The sequence below is a fragment of the Pseudomonas frederiksbergensis genome (assembly GCF_003732705.1).
GTDB lineage: Bacteria > Pseudomonadota > Gammaproteobacteria > Pseudomonadales > Pseudomonadaceae > Aquipseudomonas > Aquipseudomonas frederiksbergensis_F.
In genome coordinates, this window is the sequence record NZ_MOBR01000041.1 from 292,296 (window position 1) to 309,175 (window position 16,880).

The window sequence follows — 16,880 nt, forward strand, 5'->3', positions numbered from 1 at the left end:
AAATCTGATCTATTGCGTTCTGGACTATGCGCGGCGTGGCTTGCAGGGTTTAGCGAACAAGTTATCCACACCTTCGCCCACAGCTAATGGGGACAACTCTGGGTTTGTCCGGAATTCTCTTGATAAATAACGAAGAAAAACCGTGACTTATCCAGAAGCACGGTTCTGAACGGCAATTGGTTGTTTTTTGATCGAAAGCTTACAGCGCACGGTTTACATGACTTGCAGAGGATGGCGAACACCTTATCCACAGAAGCACCAACAGACTTTGGGGGCAACTTTGGCGGATCTGTGGAAAACCTGCTCAAAGCTTGATAAATCGGGGTTTACGGGAGGTTTGTTGTCTTAAAACGGTGCTTTGGCTGTTATTTGATCAGATGCCTGACAGGCCCGGTTTATAAGGTCTGTAGCGGACAGCGAACATCTTATCCACAGAAGCGCCAACAGAGATTGGGGGCAAGTATTGGCTCTGGTGCAAAGTTATCCTCGGGAAAAAGCCCGAAAAAACCGTGAGTTAGGCTGGTTGTTTTTTGTACGGAGGGTTACAGGGCCCGGTTTGTATGGGGTGTAGCGAGGGGTGAACATGTTATCCACAGAAGTGATAACAGGGATTGTGGGTAACCTCAGGGATTGTGCATGGCTTGGGATCGACCCCTCACCCTAACCCTCTCCCCAGAGGGTAGAGGGGACTGACCGATTTGTTCTTAGAGATACATCGACCTGAAAGTCCTGAGTTGAACTCGGGGTTTGAAAAGCCCCCGATCGGCTCCCTTTCCCCTCTCCCCTATGGGGAGAGGGCTGGGGTGAGGGGTGGATCTCAAGCCAACCCAAATCCAGCAGATCACACCTCACGGGCGGTACATCAAATAGGCCTCACCGGATACCCGAATCATCGGATGCGGCGTGATCTGACAGGTATCAACAATCCGAAACCCATGCCGCTCATAAAACCGCCGGGCACCGGTGTTCACCGCGTAATCGATCAAGCTCAAGCCGTTGAGCCCCAGCTGATTGGCACGGTCGTAGGCATAGGCAAGGAATTGTCGGCCCAAGCCCTGATTGCGCCAGCCTTCATGCAGCGCCAGGCTTGAAATGTAGAGGGTGTCAGGGATTTCCATCGTGGCGTACGGCGCCAGGACGGGATCGGTGACCGGCGCGGCCAGCGGGTCGTGACGCATCACGTAGCTGTGCAGCATGCCGACAACCTCGCCCCCGGCCTCGGCGATCAGGCAGTTCTGGTAAGAGAAATCCACGTTGTCACGAGCGTAGCGACTGGCCCCGACATCCAGCAGATCCTGACCGGGCCGGGCCAGTTGGCTCCAGATGTAATCCGCCGCGCCCTCCGATGAAATCTGAAACAAACGCGCAATCTCCCGCGCATCCGCGCGCAGGGCCGAACGAAATTCAACGGGCATTACGTTCCCCGACAGATGATGGCGAGCGTGCTTACGCTCTGTGTTTCATGCAGACAAAGAGGGACGCGGAGCGTCCTGGGCGGCATTCCCACGCAGAGCGTGGGAACGATCAGCGGATCAACGGACGACGCCTTCTTCGATCAGCAACTTGAGAATCGCCTCGGCCCCCGCTTGCGCGGTCACGCCTTTAAGCACTTGCCCGCCGCCCCCACTGGCCTTGGCCGTCGCGGCTTTCATGCGGTCGGCGCCGCTCTTGGCCTTGATCACTTTCAAGCGCTTGGGCCGTGGCTTGGCCGGTTGCAGGGTGGCGACCGCCAGCAATTCATCATCGATGACTTCGACTTCATCGGCCTGCAACACCCCCCGCCGAGCCGGGCCGTAGGCGCTTTGCCGAGGCTTCGGCGCAGCGTTATCCACAGTCGCCAAAAACGGCAGCCGCACTTTCAAGCGACGACGCTGGCCACGGGGCAAGGCTTGCAGCACCAGGGCCGAATTGCCGTCGATGGATTCCACCTGCGCCAGCCCCACCACCAGCGGCCAGCCGAGGCTTTCCGCCAACAGGAACGGCAACATGCCCGAGCCTTCACCGGTTTCCGCCTGGCTGCCGGTCAGCACGACTTGCGCCCCGGCATCACGCAAATAAGCCGTCAACGCCGGCAGCGCATCGGCGCCTTCCGGTTGTTCCAGCACATGCAGTTGTTCCAGGCCCATGCCCAGATAGGCACGCAGCGCCGGTTCGGCGACATCGCCGGCATGCAGCACTTGCAGGTTATCCCCAGCCAGTTGCAGACCCAGTTCAACGGCGCGTGCGTCCTGCTCGGCGCGGCGCGGCCGGCCGGAGGTCGGGTGGGCGCCGATGGACACCAGGCTGATGACTTTTGTACTCATGACCCTTTCCTTCCCTTAAGCCGCATCGCGCTTGGCGTCGTTGCGATAAACCGCTATCGCATCGATCAAGGCTTGAAGAATCTCGGCGCTCTCGCCGATCACCGACAGGTCGGCCCGTTTGATCATGTCGCAGCCAGGGTCGAGGTTGATCGCCACCACCTTGTCGCAGGCACCGATGCCTTGCAGGTGCTGGATCGCCCCGGAAATCCCCACGGCCACGTAAACCCGTGCAGTGACCCAAGTGCCGGACGCACCGACCTGACGGTCGCGAGCCATGAAGCCATCGTCCACCGCCACCCGCGATGCACCTTCGGTGGCGCCCAAGTCTTCAGCGGTCCTGTGGAAAAGTCCCCAGTCCTTGACACCGTTGCCGCCGGAGAAGATGAACTCGGCTTCGGCCATTGGAATCGCCGCCGGATCCACCGCCACCGCGCCCAAATCTTCGATGCGCGACAGGCTGCGAACCACGGCTGTGGATAACTCCACCGGCAAGGCTTCGTGACGGGTTTCACTGACCGGCTCGGCGCACTCGACGGCGGCCAGAATCAGCCGGGCAACCGGACGCGCAAGGTCTTGCAGGCCAGCACCGGCGCGGCCGATACACTCCTGATCCTTGACCTGCCAGACCCGTGTGGCCGGGCGTTCGCCCAGGGCGGCGGCAAAGCGTCGACCGAGTTCGCCACCGCCACTGCGACTGTCCGGCAGCAACCAGTGACGCGGGCTGAACTGGTTATCCACAGCCCGCAGGCCCTGGACTCGCTGTTCCGGTGCATAACCGCTGAATTGATCACCCTCAAGCACCAGCAAGCGATCGACGCCTGCGGTGGCGAAAGCGCTTTCCTTGTGTTCGCCGAAAACCACGGCCAGTACCGCGCCATCCTTGCCGGCCAATTGATGCGCGAGGCCGAGCAAGTCGCGGTCGTGGCTGCTCAGGCGGCCGCCGACCATGTCCGGCACCACGCTGATGTAGAACGCCGGTGTCGGCACTTGATGCAGCGGCAATTGCACTTCAACGGCAGCCGAACGTTTGGTCGCCCCGCCCTGCTGCGCGCCACTGCGGTCGATGCGTTTGATGCCGTTAGGCCCGATAAAACCGATGCCATGCAGATTCTTGCGAATGACGCCGTTGGGCCCCATCCAGCTGTGTTGCGCCGGTTGCATCGCCGCGTGCAGCGGGTGCAAGCGGTTACGGGCAATCCATTCGGCGCGGGGGTCGCGGCGGATTATGTCGCTCATCAGTGGGCCTCCGCAGGTTCACGTTTGGCCGGAGTGGTCGGCTTGCTCGGCGCGGCGTCTTCGAGCAAGGCGTCGGCCACCAGTTCGGCGATGTCCTTGATCAGCGGACGCGGTTCGACCACGCCTTCGAGCATCGCGGTACACTGCGGGCAGCCCACGGCCACCAGTTCGGCGCCGGTTTCGCGGATGTCGTCCATGCGCATGTCGGGGATCCGTTGCTTGCCCGGAATGTCGGTAATCGGCGCCCCGCCACCGCCGCCGCAGCAGCGCGAGCGGAAACCGGAACGTTGCATTTCCTTCACTTCGATCCCGAGGGCGCGCAGCACTTCACGCGGCGCCTCGTACTCACCGTTGTAGCGCCCGAGGTAGCACGGATCGTGATAGGTCACGCTGCTGCCTTTGTGCTGGCCGAGGTTGAGGGCGCCAGCGCCGATGATCTCGGCCATGTAGGTGCTGTGGTGCTGCACCAGATAGTTGCCGTCGAAGGCGCCGTATTCGTTTTTCAACACATGGAAACTGTGCGGGTCGCAGGTGACGATGCGGTTGAAGCTGTACTTGGCCAGGGTCTGGATGTTGCGTTTGGCCAACAGCTGGAACGTCGCTTCGTCACCCAGACGTCGGGCCACGTCACCGCTGTCGCGTTCTTCGAGACCGAGCACCGCGAAGTCGACCTTGGCCGCTTTCAGCACTTTGACGAAGGCGCGCAAGGTGCGCTGGTTGCGCATGTCGAACGCACCGTCGCCGACCCAGAACAGCACGTCGACCGACTTCTTCTCGCTCATCAGATTCAGGTTCAAATCCGCCGCCCAGTTCATCCGCCCGCCCGGCGCGAAGCCGCCCGGGTTGTCGGTGGCGATCAGGTTTTCCAGGACTTCGGCGCCCTTGTTTGGCGTGGCACCAAGTTCCAGCGTCAGGTGACGGCGCATGTCGACGATGGCATCGACGTGCTCAATCATCATCGGGCACTCCTCGACGCAGGCGCGGCAAGTGGTGCAGGACCACAAGGTTTCAGCGTCCACCAGGCCGTTGACGATCGGTTGATGTGGATTACCGGCGTGTTCACCGATGGCTTTGCCCGGATAGGGACTGCCGGCGAACTTGGCATCGGTGCCGCCGGCCAGGCCGACCACCATGTCTTGAATCAGTTTTTTCGGGTTCAGCGGCTGGCCGGCGGCGAAGGCTGGGCATGCCGCTTCGCACTTACCGCACTGCACGCAGGCGTCGAAGCCGAGCAATTGGTTCCAGGTAAAATCCTTGGGTTTTTCCACGCCCAGCGGCGCGGTCGGGTCGTTGAGATCCAGGGGTTTCAAACCGGTGGAACGACCGCCGCCGAAGCGTTCGGCGCGACGGTGCCAAGCCAGGTGCAGGGCACCGGCAAAGGCGTGCTTCATCGGCCCGCCCCAGGTCATGCCGAAGAACAACTCGCTTACGCCCCACAGCACACCGACGCCGAGGATCGCCGCCACCACCCAACCACCGAAGTTTTCCGGGAGGATGCCGGCCACCGGCAGGGTCAACAGGAAGAAACTTGCCGAGAACGCCAACAGGCTTTTCGGCAAACGCATCCACGGCCCTTTGGACAGGCGGGCCGGTGGGTTGCGACGACGCAGGAACATGAAAATCGCCCCGACGAACATCACCGCCGAAGCAATCAACAGTGCGAAACCAAGAATGCGGCTGTGCAGGCCAAAACCGTGAACCAGGATCGCCAGCACAATCGACGCCACCGCCCCACCGGCCGTGGCCACGTGGGTGTTGGCGATGTATTTGTCCCGCGCGACGACGTGGTGCAAATCGACCATGTAGCGCTTGGGCATGGCGAGCAGGCCGCCGATCAGGTCGACCTTCGAGGCCCGGCCCCGGCGCCACATATTCACCCGCCGCAACGCGCCGAGGACGGCAAGGCCCAGGGCTGCGAACAACAGGATTGGAAGAAGGGTGTTCAACATGTGGAGCTCCCAAAGACCGCAGGGTCAATGATCGTTCCCACGCTCTGCGTGGGAATGCAGCCCGGGACGCTCCGCGTCCCAAGAGCGGACGCGGAGCGTCCATTGAGGCATTCCCACGCGGAGCGTGGGAACGATCGTTCGTGGCTTAGAAATCCTTGCACAACCGCAACGCGTCGTAGATCGCGGCGTGTGTATTGCGCTGGGCCACGCAGTCGCCGATGCGGAACAGCAAGTAGCCGTCTCCCGCCTGGCTCAGCGATGGCTGCGGCTTGATCGCGAACAAGGCTTCGATGTCCATCTGGCCTTTGTTGCGCGATGCTTCCTTCAGCGCGTAATAGATTTCTTCGTCCGGACGCACACCGTTTTCGACGACGACCTGGTCCACCACCCGCTCCTCTTTGGCGCCGGTGTATTCGTTTTCCAGCACCGCCACCAACTTGTCGCCTTCGCGGTAGACCTTCTCCAGCATCATGTCGCCGGTCATGATCACTTCTTTCGGGTACATGCTGCGGTAGTAGGTCGGGAACGATGTGCCGCCGATGGCCACGCCCGGTTTGATGTCGTCGGTAACGATCTCGACCTGGCTGCCCTTGTCGGCGAGGAAGTCCGCGGTGGACATCCCGGTGAATTCGCAAATGGTGTCGTAGACCAGCACGTTCTTGCCCGGCGCAACTTTGCCGTCAAGGATGTCCCAGCTGCTGACCACCAGCCCTTCAGCCGCGCCCCAATGTTCGTTCTGCTCCAGGAATGGATGACCGCCGACGGCGAGCACCACGACATCTGGACGCAGGTCGAGAATGGTCGCCGCATCCGCCGCCACGCCCAGGCGCAGGTCAACTTTCAGACGCGCCAGCTCGAGTTGGAACCAGCGGGTGATACCGGCAATCTGGTCCCGTTGCGGGGCTTTCGATGCGGTGGTGATTTGCCCGCCGATAAATTCTTTCTTCTCGAACAGGGTCACGTCGTGGCCCCGCTCGGCGGAAACGCGAGCCGCTTCCATGCCGGCAGGACCGGCACCGACCACCACGACTTTGCGTTTCACACCGGTGGATTTCTCGATGATGTGCGGCACGCCCATGTATTCACGGGAAGTCGCGGCGTTCTGGATGCACAGCACGTCCAGGCCTTGGTATTGACGGTCGATGCAGTAGTTGGCGCCGACGCATTGTTTGATCTGGTCGATCTGGCCCATCTTGATCTTGGCGATCAGGTGCGGGTCGGCGATGTGGGCGCGGGTCATACCGACCATGTCCACGTAGCCACCTTCCAGAATCCGCGTGGCCTGGTTCGGGTCCTTGATGTTCTGCGCGTGCAGCACCGGGGCCTTGACCACTTCCTTGATACCGGCCGCCAAGTGCAGGAATGGCTCCGGTGGATAACTCATGTTCGGGATAACGTTGGCCAGGGTGTTGTGGGTGTCGCAGCCCGAACCGACCACGCCGATGAAGTCGATCATGCCGGTGTCGTCGTAGTACTTGGCGATCTGCTTCATGTCTTCGTGGGACAAGCCGTCCGGGTGGAATTCATCACCGCACAGACGGATGCCGACGCAGAAATCCGGGCCGACTTCAGCGCGCACAGCTTTCAGCACTTCGAGGCCGAAACGCATGCGGTTTTCGAAGCTGCCGCCCCATTCGTCGGTACGCTTGTTGACTCGCGGACTCCAGAACTGGTCGATCATGTGCTGGTGCACCGCCGACAGTTCAACGCCGTCCAGGCCACCAGCCTTGGCGCGGCCAGCCGCCGTGGCGTAGTTGCCGATCACCCGCCAGATTTCTTCCGGTTCGATGGTTTTGCAGGTCGCGCGGTGCACCGGCTCACGGATGCCCGACGGCGACAGCAGGGTTGGCCAATGCTCGCCGTCCCAACGGGAGCGACGGCCCATGTGGGTAATCTGAATCATGATCTTGGCGCCATGCTTGTGCATGGCATCGGCCAGGTTCTGGAAGTGCGGAATGATCCGGTCGTCGGCCAGGTTGACCGATTTCCACCAGCCTTGCGGGCTGTCGATGGCCACGCTGGAGGAACCGCCGCAAATCGCCAGGCCGATCCCGCCCTTGGCTTTCTCTTCGTAATACTTGACGTACCGGTCGGTGGTCATGCCGCCGTCGGTCGCGTAGACCTCGGCGTGCGCGGTGCTGAGCACGCGGTTGCGGATGGTCAGTTTGCCGATCTGGATCGGCTGGAACATTGCTTCGAAAGCCATGGCGGGTTCCTCGACTTACAACGGCTTGACGGTGAACAAACCGTCGTCGTGGCCTTCTTCGGAGCCACCGTAGACTTGCTCGGCAACCGTGCGAATCTTGCTGCCGCGAGCCTCAAGAATCTGGTCCATGGCCCCGGCAAACCAGCCGGTGAACATGTAGTCGACCTTGCGCCCGACCTTGCCGTACACGTAGACGAATGCCGAGTGTTCGAGCTTGACGCTGGCGGTGCCTTTGTCGAGGTCGATGTCCTGGATCTTGAACAGGCCCCAGCCCCGTTGCGACAGGCGCTTCATGTAGTGCTCGAACACCGCGACGCCTTCCAGGCCGTGGCATTCAGCTTCTTTTTCACACCAGTGCCAGGCGGATTTGTAGCCAGCCTTGTAGAGGATTTCGGCGTAGGCTTCAGCGCCCAAAACCTCTTCGATGCCCATGTGGTTATTGACGAAGAAGTGACGCGGTACGTACAGCATCGGCAGGGCGTCGGAGGTCCAGACACCGGTTTCGCTGTCGACTTCGATTGGCAATTGCGGGGCGATCTTGGCCATGGAAACTTAACTCCAGAAAAATTGGGGTGTTGCCCCCGGCGCGGACGGCCGGGGGAAAGGATTCAGAAATGCGGTGGCTTATTCGCCCCAGACGTCTTTCAAGACGTTGACCCAGTTCTCGCCCATGATCTTGCGGACCACGCGCTCGGAGTGGCCGCGCTTGAGCAGGGTTTCGGTCAGGTTCGGGAACTCGCCGACGGTGCGGATGCCCAGCGGATTGATGATCTTGCCGAAACTGGTCAGGCGGCGGGCGTAGCCCTTGTCGTGGGTCAGGTATTCGAAGAAGTCCTGGCCATGGCCCTGGGTGAAGTCGGTGCCGATGCCGATGGCGTCTTCGCCGACGATGTTCATGGTGTATTCGATGGCTTCGGCGTAGTCGTCGATGGTCGAATCGATGCCCTTGGCCAGGAACGGCGCGAACATGGTCACACCGACGAAACCGCCGTGGTCGGCGATGAACTTCAGTTCTTCATCGGATTTGTTGCGCGGGTGGATTTTCAGACCCGACGGCAAGCAGTGGGAGTAGCAGACCGGCTTCTTGGATTCGAGGATGACTTCTTCGGAGGTCTTGGAGCCGACGTGGGACAAGTCGCACATGACGCCAACGCGGTTCATCTCGGCGACGATTTCACGACCGAAGCCCGACAGGCCGCCATCGCGCTCGTAGCAACCGGTGCCGACCAGGTTCTGGGTGTTGTAGCACATCTGCACGATACCGACGCCGAGCTGCTTGAACACCTCGACATAGCCGATCTGGTCTTCAAAGGCGTGGGCATTCTGGAAACCGAAGAGGATGCCGGTCTTGCCCTGCTCCTTGGCCTTGCGGATATCGGCGGTGGTGCGCACTGGAATCACCAGGTCGCTGTTCTCGCGGATCAGCTTCTGGCTGGCGGCGATGTTGTTGACGGTGGCCTGGAAGCCCTCCCACACCGACACGGTGCAGTTGGCCGCGGTCAGACCGCCCTTGCGCATGTCTTCAAACAGCTCGCGGTTCCACTTGGCGATAATCAGCCCGTCGATAACGATGCTGTCGGCGTGCAATTCGGCTGGGCTCATCAGGCTGTCCCCTATTAGCGATTCGTGCGCCGAATCGTGTGCCGGCGCTTTGGGGCCAGCATATGCCTGAGGACCGGGGCAGCCGGGTGCAAAAACGACAGAGGGTTTGCCGAAAGCGTCAATCTGCGACAAAGGGTCGTCGTTGAACGTTGCGGGCCACCTGTTCAAGGGCCTGCGCATGGGCCAGAATTCGCGGCATTACTGGAATGTGGGGCTATGCAATGAAAACGATGTTCCTGGCTTTGGCACTGATAGCGACCGGCGTACAGGCGGCGGAAGAATCCGACAACAACCCCTGCGATGCCGTCGAAAACGACGTCCAGACCCTGGAATGCTCGGCCTACAGCAGAACCACCGCCGAACAACTGCTCAAAGAAAACTATCAGGGGCTGAACGAACGCTTGCAGTCGGTCTACGGCAAGAACAAGGCGCAATTGGCTGACATCTCCGAAAAGCTCAAAGTCGCTCAACAGCAATGGCTGAAAACCCGGGATGCGGATTGCGTAGTCGAAGCCTTTCCGGCGACGAGTGGTAGCAAGGCGTTCACCATTGCGCAGAATGATTGCGTGGCGCGGATGAGTGACGAGCGGTCGGAGTTTTTGGAGTCGATTTCGCAGGAGTGAGGCGGTAATGGAAAACAATATGATCCCCCACGAAGTCGTCAGCCGTATCGTCGATGGCGCCCTTCCCGTTCAGGCCTGGCGCCAACACCTGAACCTTACTCAGCAAGAAGTTGCCGAACGCATGGGTGTTTCCCAATCGACGTTTGCCGAGCTGGAAAGCGTTTCGAAGCCTCGCAAGGCCACCCGCGAAAAAATCGCCGCCGCATTTGGCATCAACGCCGATCAGCTTGAGTTGTAAGCTGTCCGCCATCAGCTCCTTAAGGAATACCCAATGAACATCTGCGGCATCGAAATCAAAGGCAGCGAAGCGATCATCGCCGTGGCCTCGCTCGACGGTCAGGCACTGAGCCACGTCGCCCTGGCCACCAAGAAAATCGCTCTGGACGATGACGACGAAGCCGCGAACGTGAAAGTCTTCGCCGCTCAGGTGGCGTCTTTTGTACGTGAGAATTCCATTGACCGGATTGCGATCAAGAAACGCAGCAAGAAGGGTGAATTCGCTGGTGGGCCGACCACATTCAAGATCGAGGGGATTTTTCAGCTGCTGGAGAATTGCGAGGTGACGCTGTTGTCGCCGCAGACGATCAATGCCCAGGCCAAAAAGCACAATTTTGAACTGCCGGGGACGCTGAACAAGTATCAGCATGAGGCTTATAAAGCGGCGTGTTCGGCGTTGATGAAGAAGTAAAGCCCTCCACTGATCGTTCCCACGCTCTGCGTGGGAATGCATCCCGTGACGCTCTGCGTCACATCCCGAAGCGGAACGCGGAGCGTCCCTGGCAGCATTCCCACGCAGAGCGTGGGAACGATCATGCCTTGGCAGTACGCCGGTCTTCCCGCGGACACCGCTCAAACTTCGCCCGATAGCTGCGGGTGAAATACGACGGCGATTCAAACCCGCAGGCAATGCTCACTTCCAGCACGCTCATATCCGTCTGACGCAGCAATTGCCGCGCCTTCTCCAGCCGTAGCCGTAGATAAAAATTGCTCGGCGTATCGTTCAGGTGCAGGCGAAACAACCGCTCCAGTTGCCGCCGGGTCACTTTGATCGATTCCGCCAAGGCCAACGTGCTCAGCGGCGGTTCGCTGTGTTGTTCCATCTCGCCGATCACATGCACCAGCTTCTTGTTGCTGATGCCATAGCGCGTGGCGACTTCCATGCGTTGGTGGTCTTTGCGCGGGCGGATGCGGCCGAGTACGAATTGTTCGCTGACCTGGATCGCCAGTTCCGGGCCGTGGGCCTGGCCGATGAGGTCGAGCATCAGGTCGATGGACGCGGTGCCGCCGGCGGAGGTGATGCGCCGACGGTCGATCTCGAACAGTTCTTGGGTAACGCTGAGCTGTGGATAGGACTCCTTGAACGCGTCGATGGCTTCCCAGTGCAGGGTCAGGCGATGGCCGTCGAGCAGGCCGGCTTCGGCGAGGACGAAGCTGCCGGTGTCGATGGCGCCGAGGGTCACGCCTTCGTTGTCCAGTCGGCGCAGCCAGTGTTCCAGGGCCGGGGTGGCGAATTTCAGCGGCTCGAAACCGGCGACTACCAGCAGCGTCGCGCCTTTCTTCAGCGGTTCCAGCGCCGCGTCGGCGTTGACCGACATGCCGTTGCTGGCCAATACCGCGCCGCCGTCAGCACTTAATACATGCCAGCGATACAGCTCGCCGCGAAAGCGATTGGCGACCCGCAGCGGCTCGATGGCCGAGATAAACCCGATGGCCGAGAAACCCGGCATCAACATGAAGTAGAAATCCTGGGACATGGAGCGCACTCGATAGGCGGGTAACGTGAGGGCGGGTAGCGTGTGGACGTTGATACGCCACTTGTCGATGGCATTCAAGAGGTCAGGTCGCTGCAGTGCAAGAGCTGGTCGCCGCAGTGCGCTTTCACGGGGGCATTGCTGCGTAACTTGGTCATCACCGGCGCACGAAGATGCCGGGACCCACAATAACGACCTGCCGAGGAACCCACCATGAAACGACTGATCAGCAGCTGTGTTCTTGCACTCAGCGGTACCGCTTTATTGAGCGCCAGTGCCATGGCCGCCGACCCCGCCGCGTGCCAGAACGTGCGCATGGGTGTAGTGAACTGGACCGATGTGATCGCCACCAGCGCCATGACTCAGGTATTGCTCGATGGCCTCGGCTACAACACCAAACAAACCAGCGCCTCCCAGCAAATCATCTTCGCCGGGATCCGCGACCAGCGCCTGGACATGTTCCTGGGCTACTGGAACCCGCTGATGACCCAGACCATCACCCCGTTCGTCGATGGCAAACAAGTCAAAGTGCTTGAAGCACCGAGCCTGAAAGACGCCCGTGCCACCCTCGCCGTCCCGACTTACCTCGCCGACAAGGGCCTGAAAACCTTCGCCGATATCGCCAAGTTCGAAAAAGAACTGGGCGGCAAGATCTACGGCATCGAGCCTGGCTCGGGCGCCAACACCCAGATCAAGGAAATGATCGCCAAGAACCAGTTTGGCCTCGGCAAGTTCCAGTTGGTCGAGTCCAGTGAAGCCGGGATGCTCTCGGCGGTAACCCGCGCCACCAAGCGCAACGAAGCCATCGTGTTCTTCGGCTGGGCGCCGCACCCGATGAACGTCAACGTGAAGATGACTTACCTCACCGGCAGCGAAGACGCCCTGGGCCCGAATGAAGGCATGGCTACAGTCTGGACCGTCACCGCACCGAACTACGCCCAGCAATGCCCGAACGTCAGCCGTTTGCTGAGCAACCTGACTTATACCGCCGAAGACGAGAGCCGGATGATGCAGCCGTTGCTGGATCACAAGGACGCTTTCGAATCGGCCAAGCAATGGCTGAAAGATCACCCGCAAGACAAGCAACGCTGGCTCGAAGGTGTGACGACTTTCGATGGCAAACCAGCGGCTGAAAACCTGTCATTGACCAGTAAATAAACCCGATTGAACCACCGAATCGCAGCCCACACGGGCTGCGAACGGAATCATCACGCCTGAGCCACACCTAAATTCTCGCCTGTAAGGAACCCGCCTAATGAACCACGACGTCATCATCACCTGCGCACTCACCGGTGCTGGCGACACGACCGCCAGAAGCCCACATGTGCCGGTCACCCCGAAACAAATCGCGGCCGCCGCCGTGGAAGCCGCCAAGGCCGGCGCCACGGTGGTCCATTGCCACGTTCGCGATCCCGAAACCGGCAAGTTCAGCCGTGACGTGGCGCTGTACCGCGAAGTGATGGAGCGTATCCGCGAGGCGGACGTGGACATCATCGTCAACCTCACCGCCGGCATGGGCGGCGACCTGGAAATCGGCGGCGGCGAGAACCCGATGGAGTTCGGCCCGAACACCGATCTGGTCGGCCCGCTGACCCGCCTGGCCCACGTTGAAGCCCTGCTGCCGGAAATCTGCACCCTGGATTGCGGCACCCTGAACTTCGGCGACGGCGACACGATTTACGTGTCGACTCCGGCGCAGCTGCGGGCTGGCGCCAAACGCATTCAAGAGCTGGGCGTGAAGGCCGAGCTGGAAATCTTCGACACCGGTCACCTGTGGTTCGCCAAGCAGATGATCAAGGAAGGCTTGCTCGACAACCCGCTGTTCCAACTGTGCCTGGGTATCCCGTGGGGCGCGCCGGCCGATACCACCACCATGAAAGCCATGGTCGACAACCTGCCGGCCGATGCGGTCTGGGCCGGGTTCGGCATTGGTCGCATGCAAATGCCCATGGCCGCACAAGCGGTGCTGCTGGGCGGCAACGTGCGGGTCGGGCTGGAAGACAACCTGTGGCTGGACAAAGGCGTACTGGCGACCAACGGCCAACTGGTCGAACGCGCCAGCGAAATCCTCAGCCGCCTCGGCGCCCGCGTCCTGACCCCAGCCGAAGGCCGGGCAAAAATGGGCCTGACCAAGCGCGGCTAAACCCCTCAAACACATAACCTGTAGGAGCGAGGCTTGCCCGCGAAGGCGGCATTCCTGCCGGAAGAGATCCGTCGGATGTACCGGCCTCTTCGCGGGCAAGCCTCGCTCTTACAGGGATCACCAAAATTCTTAGGAAGTCGCCATGAGCTTTATCACCGAAATCAAAACCTTCGCCGCGCTGGGCAGCGGTGTCATCGGCAGCGGCTGGGTCTCCCGCGCCCTCGCCCATGGCTTGGACGTGGTGGCCTGGGACCCGGCGCCCGGTGCCGAAGCAGCCCTGCGCAAGCGTGTCGCGAATGCCTGGGGCGCGCTGGAGAAACAAGGCCTGGCGCCCGGTGCCTCGCAAGATCGCCTGCGCTTTGTCGCGACCATTGAAGAATGCGTGCGCGATGCGGATTTCATCCAGGAAAGTGCCCCGGAACGTCTGGAGCTGAAACTGGAATTGCACGGCAAAATCAGCGCGGCGGCCAAGCCCAATGCACTGATCGGTTCCAGCACCTCGGGGCTGTTGCCAAGCGAATTCTATGAAGGCTCGACCCACCCGGAACGCTGCGTGGTCGGGCATCCGTTCAACCCGGTTTATCTGTTGCCATTGGTAGAAGTGGTCGGCGGCAAGAATACCGCGCCAGAGGCGATTCAAGCGGCGATCAAAGTCTACGAATCCTTGGGCATGCGCCCGTTGCATGTGCGCAAGGAAGTGCCGGGGTTTATCGCCGACCGTTTGCTCGAAGCGTTGTGGCGTGAGGCGCTGCACCTGGTCAACGACGGCGTGGCGACCACCGGCGAAATCGATGACGCGATTCGCTTCGGCGCGGGCCTGCGCTGGTCGTTCATGGGCACGTTCCTGACCTACACCCTGGCGGGCGGCGATGCGGGTATGCGGCACTTTATGGCGCAATTCGGCCCGGCGTTGCAGTTGCCTTGGACGTATCTACCGGCACCGGAGCTGACCGACAAATTGATTGATGATGTGGTGGATGGCACCGCAGAGCAGTTGGGCACCCACAGCATCTCGGCGCTGGAGCGCTATCGTGATGATTGCCTGCTGGCGGTGCTGGAGGCGGTGAAGACCACCAAAGAGAAGCATGGGATGGCGTTTGCCGACTGATAGTGATCGGCTTGAGATCCACCCCCTCACCCTAACCCTCTCCCCAAATGGGCGAGGGGACTGACCGAGGTGTTTATTCGAAATACTGCGACCTGATAACTCGAGTCGAACTCAGGCTTTGAAAAGCATGGAGATCTGCTCCCTTTCCCCCTCTCCCCTCTTGGGAGAGGGCTGGGGTGAGGGGTGGATTCTGAAACTACCACCAGCAACCGGACCTCACACCATGCCCACCCTCACCACCTACCAAACCAAAATCATCCCTGACTGGGTCGATTACAACGGCCACTTGCGCGATGCCTTCTACCTGCTGATTTTCAGCTACGCCACCGACGCGCTAATGGATCGTCTGGGCATGGACAGCAACAACCGCGAAGCCAGCGGCAACTCGTTGTTCACCCTCGAACTGCACCTCAACTACCTGCACGAAGTGAAGCTCGACGCCGACGTTGAAGTGCACACCCAAATCATCGCCCACGACAGCAAGCGCCTGCACCTCTACCACAGCCTGCATCTGGTCGGCGGTGACAAGGCGCTGGCCGGCAACGAGCAAATGCTGCTGCACGTCGACCTCGCCGGCCCGCGCTCCGCGCCGTTCAGCGAAGACACCTTGAGCAAGCTGCAAGCCATCGTCGCCGAGCAAACCGACCTGCCTACCCCTGATTACATTGGCCGAGTGATCGCACTGCCCCCAAAAAAATAACAAGGAGATCGCCATGAACACCGCCGCCGCTTTTGCCGACTTCCGCACCTATCCGTTGATCAGCGCGTTAACCGCCGTGCAAACCCTGGCGGACCGAGTCCAGGTGACCTGGGCCGATGGCCGCGTCAGCCCCTTTCATCACCAATGGCTGCGGGACAACTGCCCGTGCCCGCTGTGTGTCTACAGCGTGACCCGCGAACAAGTGCTGGAAATTGTCGATGTCGCGGAAGATCTGACACCCAATGCGGCCCAAATCGATACGGAGGGTTGCCTCCATGTCGATTGGCAAGACGGCCACCTCAGCCGCTTCGACCCGGGCTGGTTGCGCGCCCATGCCTACGACGACGAATCCCGTGCCGAACGACGGGCCGGCAAACCCAAATCCAGACTGTGGCACAGCGATTTGCAGTTGCCGGTTTTCGACTATCAAGCCCTGATGAACGACAACAACGCGTTGCTGCAATGGCTGCTGGCAGTGCGGGATATCGGCCTGACCCAGGTTCGCGGCGTGCCCACCGAGCCCGGTTCGTTGAAGCTGATCGCCCAGCGGATTTCGTTTATCCGCGAGAGCAATTTCGGCGTGCTGTTCAACGTGCAATCCAAGGCCGATGCCGACAGCAACGCCTACACCGCATTCAACCTGCCGCTGCACAGCGACCTGCCGACCCGAGAGCTGCAACCGGGGCTGCAATTTCTGCATTGTCTGGTCAACGACGCCGAGGGTGGCGAGAGTATTTTCGTTGACGGTTTTGCCATCGCCGAGGCGCTGCGGCTGGAAAGTCCGGAGTCGTTCCGGGCTTTGTGCGAAATCCCTGTGGAATTCCGCAACAAAGACCGCCACAGCGACTATCGCTGCCTGGCGCCGATCATCGCGCTGGATGCGTTGGGGCAAGTGTCGGAAATTCGCATGGCGAACTTTCTGCGCGGGCCGTTTGATGCTTCGATCGACGACATGCCCACGCTCTATCGGGCGTATCGGCGGTTTATTGCCATGACCCGCGAGGCACGGTTTCGGGTGATGACTCGGCTCAAACCGGGTGAAATGTGGTGCTTCGACAACCGCCGCACCCTGCATGCGCGCAATGCGTTCGATCCTGCTACTGGCGCCCGGCATTTCCAGGGGTGTTATGTGGATCGGGATGAGCTGTTGTCGCGGATTTTGGTGTTGCAACGGTAGACCGCGTTATCGTTCATTCGCGGGCAAGCCTCGCTCCTACAGGATTGATGTCGGTCGCGATTTTTCGATACGACGCTATCCC

The 16,880-nt window shown here is 60.7% G+C and carries 15 protein-coding genes and 1 pseudogene; 8 read left to right on the forward strand and 8 right to left on the reverse strand.

What is annotated here, in order from left to right; translation table 11 throughout:
• Window positions 1-848: 848 nt before the first annotated feature.
• From BK667_RS28910 to BK667_RS28940, 7 genes are all read right to left on the reverse strand, one after another.
• Window positions 849-1,415, reverse strand: coding sequence for a GNAT family N-acetyltransferase (locus BK667_RS28910; RefSeq protein ID WP_123599613.1), 567 nt, complete (start codon window positions 1,413-1,415; stop codon window positions 849-851).
• Between the two features lie 117 nt (window positions 1,416-1,532).
• Window positions 1,533-2,303 (reverse strand): electron transfer flavoprotein subunit beta, encoded by a 771-nt coding sequence (gene etfB / locus BK667_RS28915; protein WP_123599614.1) that lies wholly within the window; start codon window positions 2,301-2,303, stop codon window positions 1,533-1,535.
• A 15-nt stretch (window positions 2,304-2,318) separates the two neighbouring features.
• Window positions 2,319-3,539 carry an electron transfer flavoprotein subunit alpha gene (etfA, locus tag BK667_RS28920; protein WP_123599615.1) on the reverse strand — a complete coding sequence of 407 codons (1,221 nt, stop codon included), beginning with the start codon at window positions 3,537-3,539 and terminating at the stop codon, window positions 2,319-2,321.
• Window positions 3,539-5,488: a dimethylglycine demethylation protein DgcB gene (gene dgcB / locus BK667_RS28925; protein ID WP_123599616.1), complete on the reverse strand. Its 1,950-nt coding sequence runs from the start codon at window positions 5,486-5,488 to the stop codon at window positions 3,539-3,541. The genes etfA and dgcB overlap by 1 nt, the downstream gene beginning before the upstream one ends.
• Before the next feature lie 145 nt (window positions 5,489-5,633).
• Window positions 5,634-7,694, reverse strand: coding sequence for a dimethylglycine demethylation protein DgcA (dgcA, locus tag BK667_RS28930; protein WP_123513190.1), 2,061 nt, complete (start codon window positions 7,692-7,694; stop codon window positions 5,634-5,636).
• Window positions 7,695-7,709: 15 nt separating this feature from the next.
• Window positions 7,710-8,240, reverse strand: coding sequence for a DUF5943 domain-containing protein (locus BK667_RS28935; RefSeq protein WP_008083165.1), 531 nt, complete (start codon window positions 8,238-8,240; stop codon window positions 7,710-7,712).
• Between the two features lie 78 nt (window positions 8,241-8,318).
• On the reverse strand, window positions 8,319-9,296 hold the full coding sequence (locus tag BK667_RS28940) for a dipeptidase (RefSeq protein WP_008033250.1): 978 nt from the start codon (window positions 9,294-9,296) through the stop codon (window positions 8,319-8,321).
• A 221-nt stretch (window positions 9,297-9,517) separates the two neighbouring features.
• Between BK667_RS28940 and BK667_RS28950 the strand changes: the two genes are divergently transcribed.
• The 3 genes and pseudogenes from BK667_RS28950 (at window position 9,518) to BK667_RS28960 (ending at window position 10,607) form a co-directional block, all read left to right on the forward strand.
• Window positions 9,518-9,919, forward strand: a complete 402-nt coding sequence (locus BK667_RS28950; protein WP_123599618.1) for a lysozyme inhibitor LprI family protein — start codon at window positions 9,518-9,520, stop codon at window positions 9,917-9,919.
• 7 nt (window positions 9,920-9,926) lie between these two features.
• Window positions 9,927-10,157, forward strand: a pseudogene (locus tag BK667_RS28955) (helix-turn-helix domain-containing protein); the annotation flags it as partial.
• Window positions 10,158-10,190: 33 nt separating this feature from the next.
• Window positions 10,191-10,607 carry a DUF3010 family protein gene (locus tag BK667_RS28960; RefSeq protein ID WP_123599619.1) on the forward strand — a complete coding sequence of 139 codons (417 nt, stop codon included), beginning with the start codon at window positions 10,191-10,193 and terminating at the stop codon, window positions 10,605-10,607.
• 121 nt (window positions 10,608-10,728) lie between these two features.
• On the opposite strand, the gene BK667_RS28965 is transcribed toward BK667_RS28960, so the two are convergent.
• Window positions 10,729-11,673 carry a GlxA family transcriptional regulator gene (locus BK667_RS28965; RefSeq protein WP_123599620.1) on the reverse strand — a complete coding sequence of 315 codons (945 nt, stop codon included), beginning with the start codon at window positions 11,671-11,673 and terminating at the stop codon, window positions 10,729-10,731.
• A gap of 210 nt (window positions 11,674-11,883) precedes the next feature.
• On the opposite strand from BK667_RS28965, the gene choX reads away from it, so the two are divergent.
• The 5 genes from choX to BK667_RS28990 all read left to right on the forward strand — a co-directional run bounded on the left by choX (window position 11,884) and on the right by BK667_RS28990 (window position 16,798).
• Complete coding sequence (gene choX, locus BK667_RS28970) at window positions 11,884-12,828, forward strand: choline ABC transporter substrate-binding protein (protein ID WP_123513200.1); 945 nt, start codon at window positions 11,884-11,886, stop codon at window positions 12,826-12,828.
• Between the two features lie 97 nt (window positions 12,829-12,925).
• Window positions 12,926-13,813, forward strand: a complete 888-nt coding sequence (cdhC, locus tag BK667_RS28975) for a 3-dehydrocarnitine:acetyl-CoA trimethylamine transferase CdhC (RefSeq protein ID WP_123599621.1) — start codon at window positions 12,926-12,928, stop codon at window positions 13,811-13,813.
• Window positions 13,814-13,955: 142 nt separating this feature from the next.
• On the forward strand, window positions 13,956-14,921 hold the full coding sequence (locus tag BK667_RS28980) for an L-carnitine dehydrogenase (protein WP_123599622.1): 966 nt from the start codon (window positions 13,956-13,958) through the stop codon (window positions 14,919-14,921).
• A gap of 223 nt (window positions 14,922-15,144) precedes the next feature.
• Window positions 15,145-15,621: a thioesterase family protein gene (locus BK667_RS28985; RefSeq protein WP_123599623.1), complete on the forward strand. Its 477-nt coding sequence runs from the start codon at window positions 15,145-15,147 to the stop codon at window positions 15,619-15,621.
• Window positions 15,622-15,634: 13 nt separating this feature from the next.
• A complete protein-coding gene (locus BK667_RS28990; RefSeq protein WP_123599624.1) occupies window positions 15,635-16,798 on the forward strand; it encodes a gamma-butyrobetaine dioxygenase in 1,164 nt (387 codons plus the stop codon).
• Window positions 16,799-16,880 lie beyond the last annotated feature (82 nt).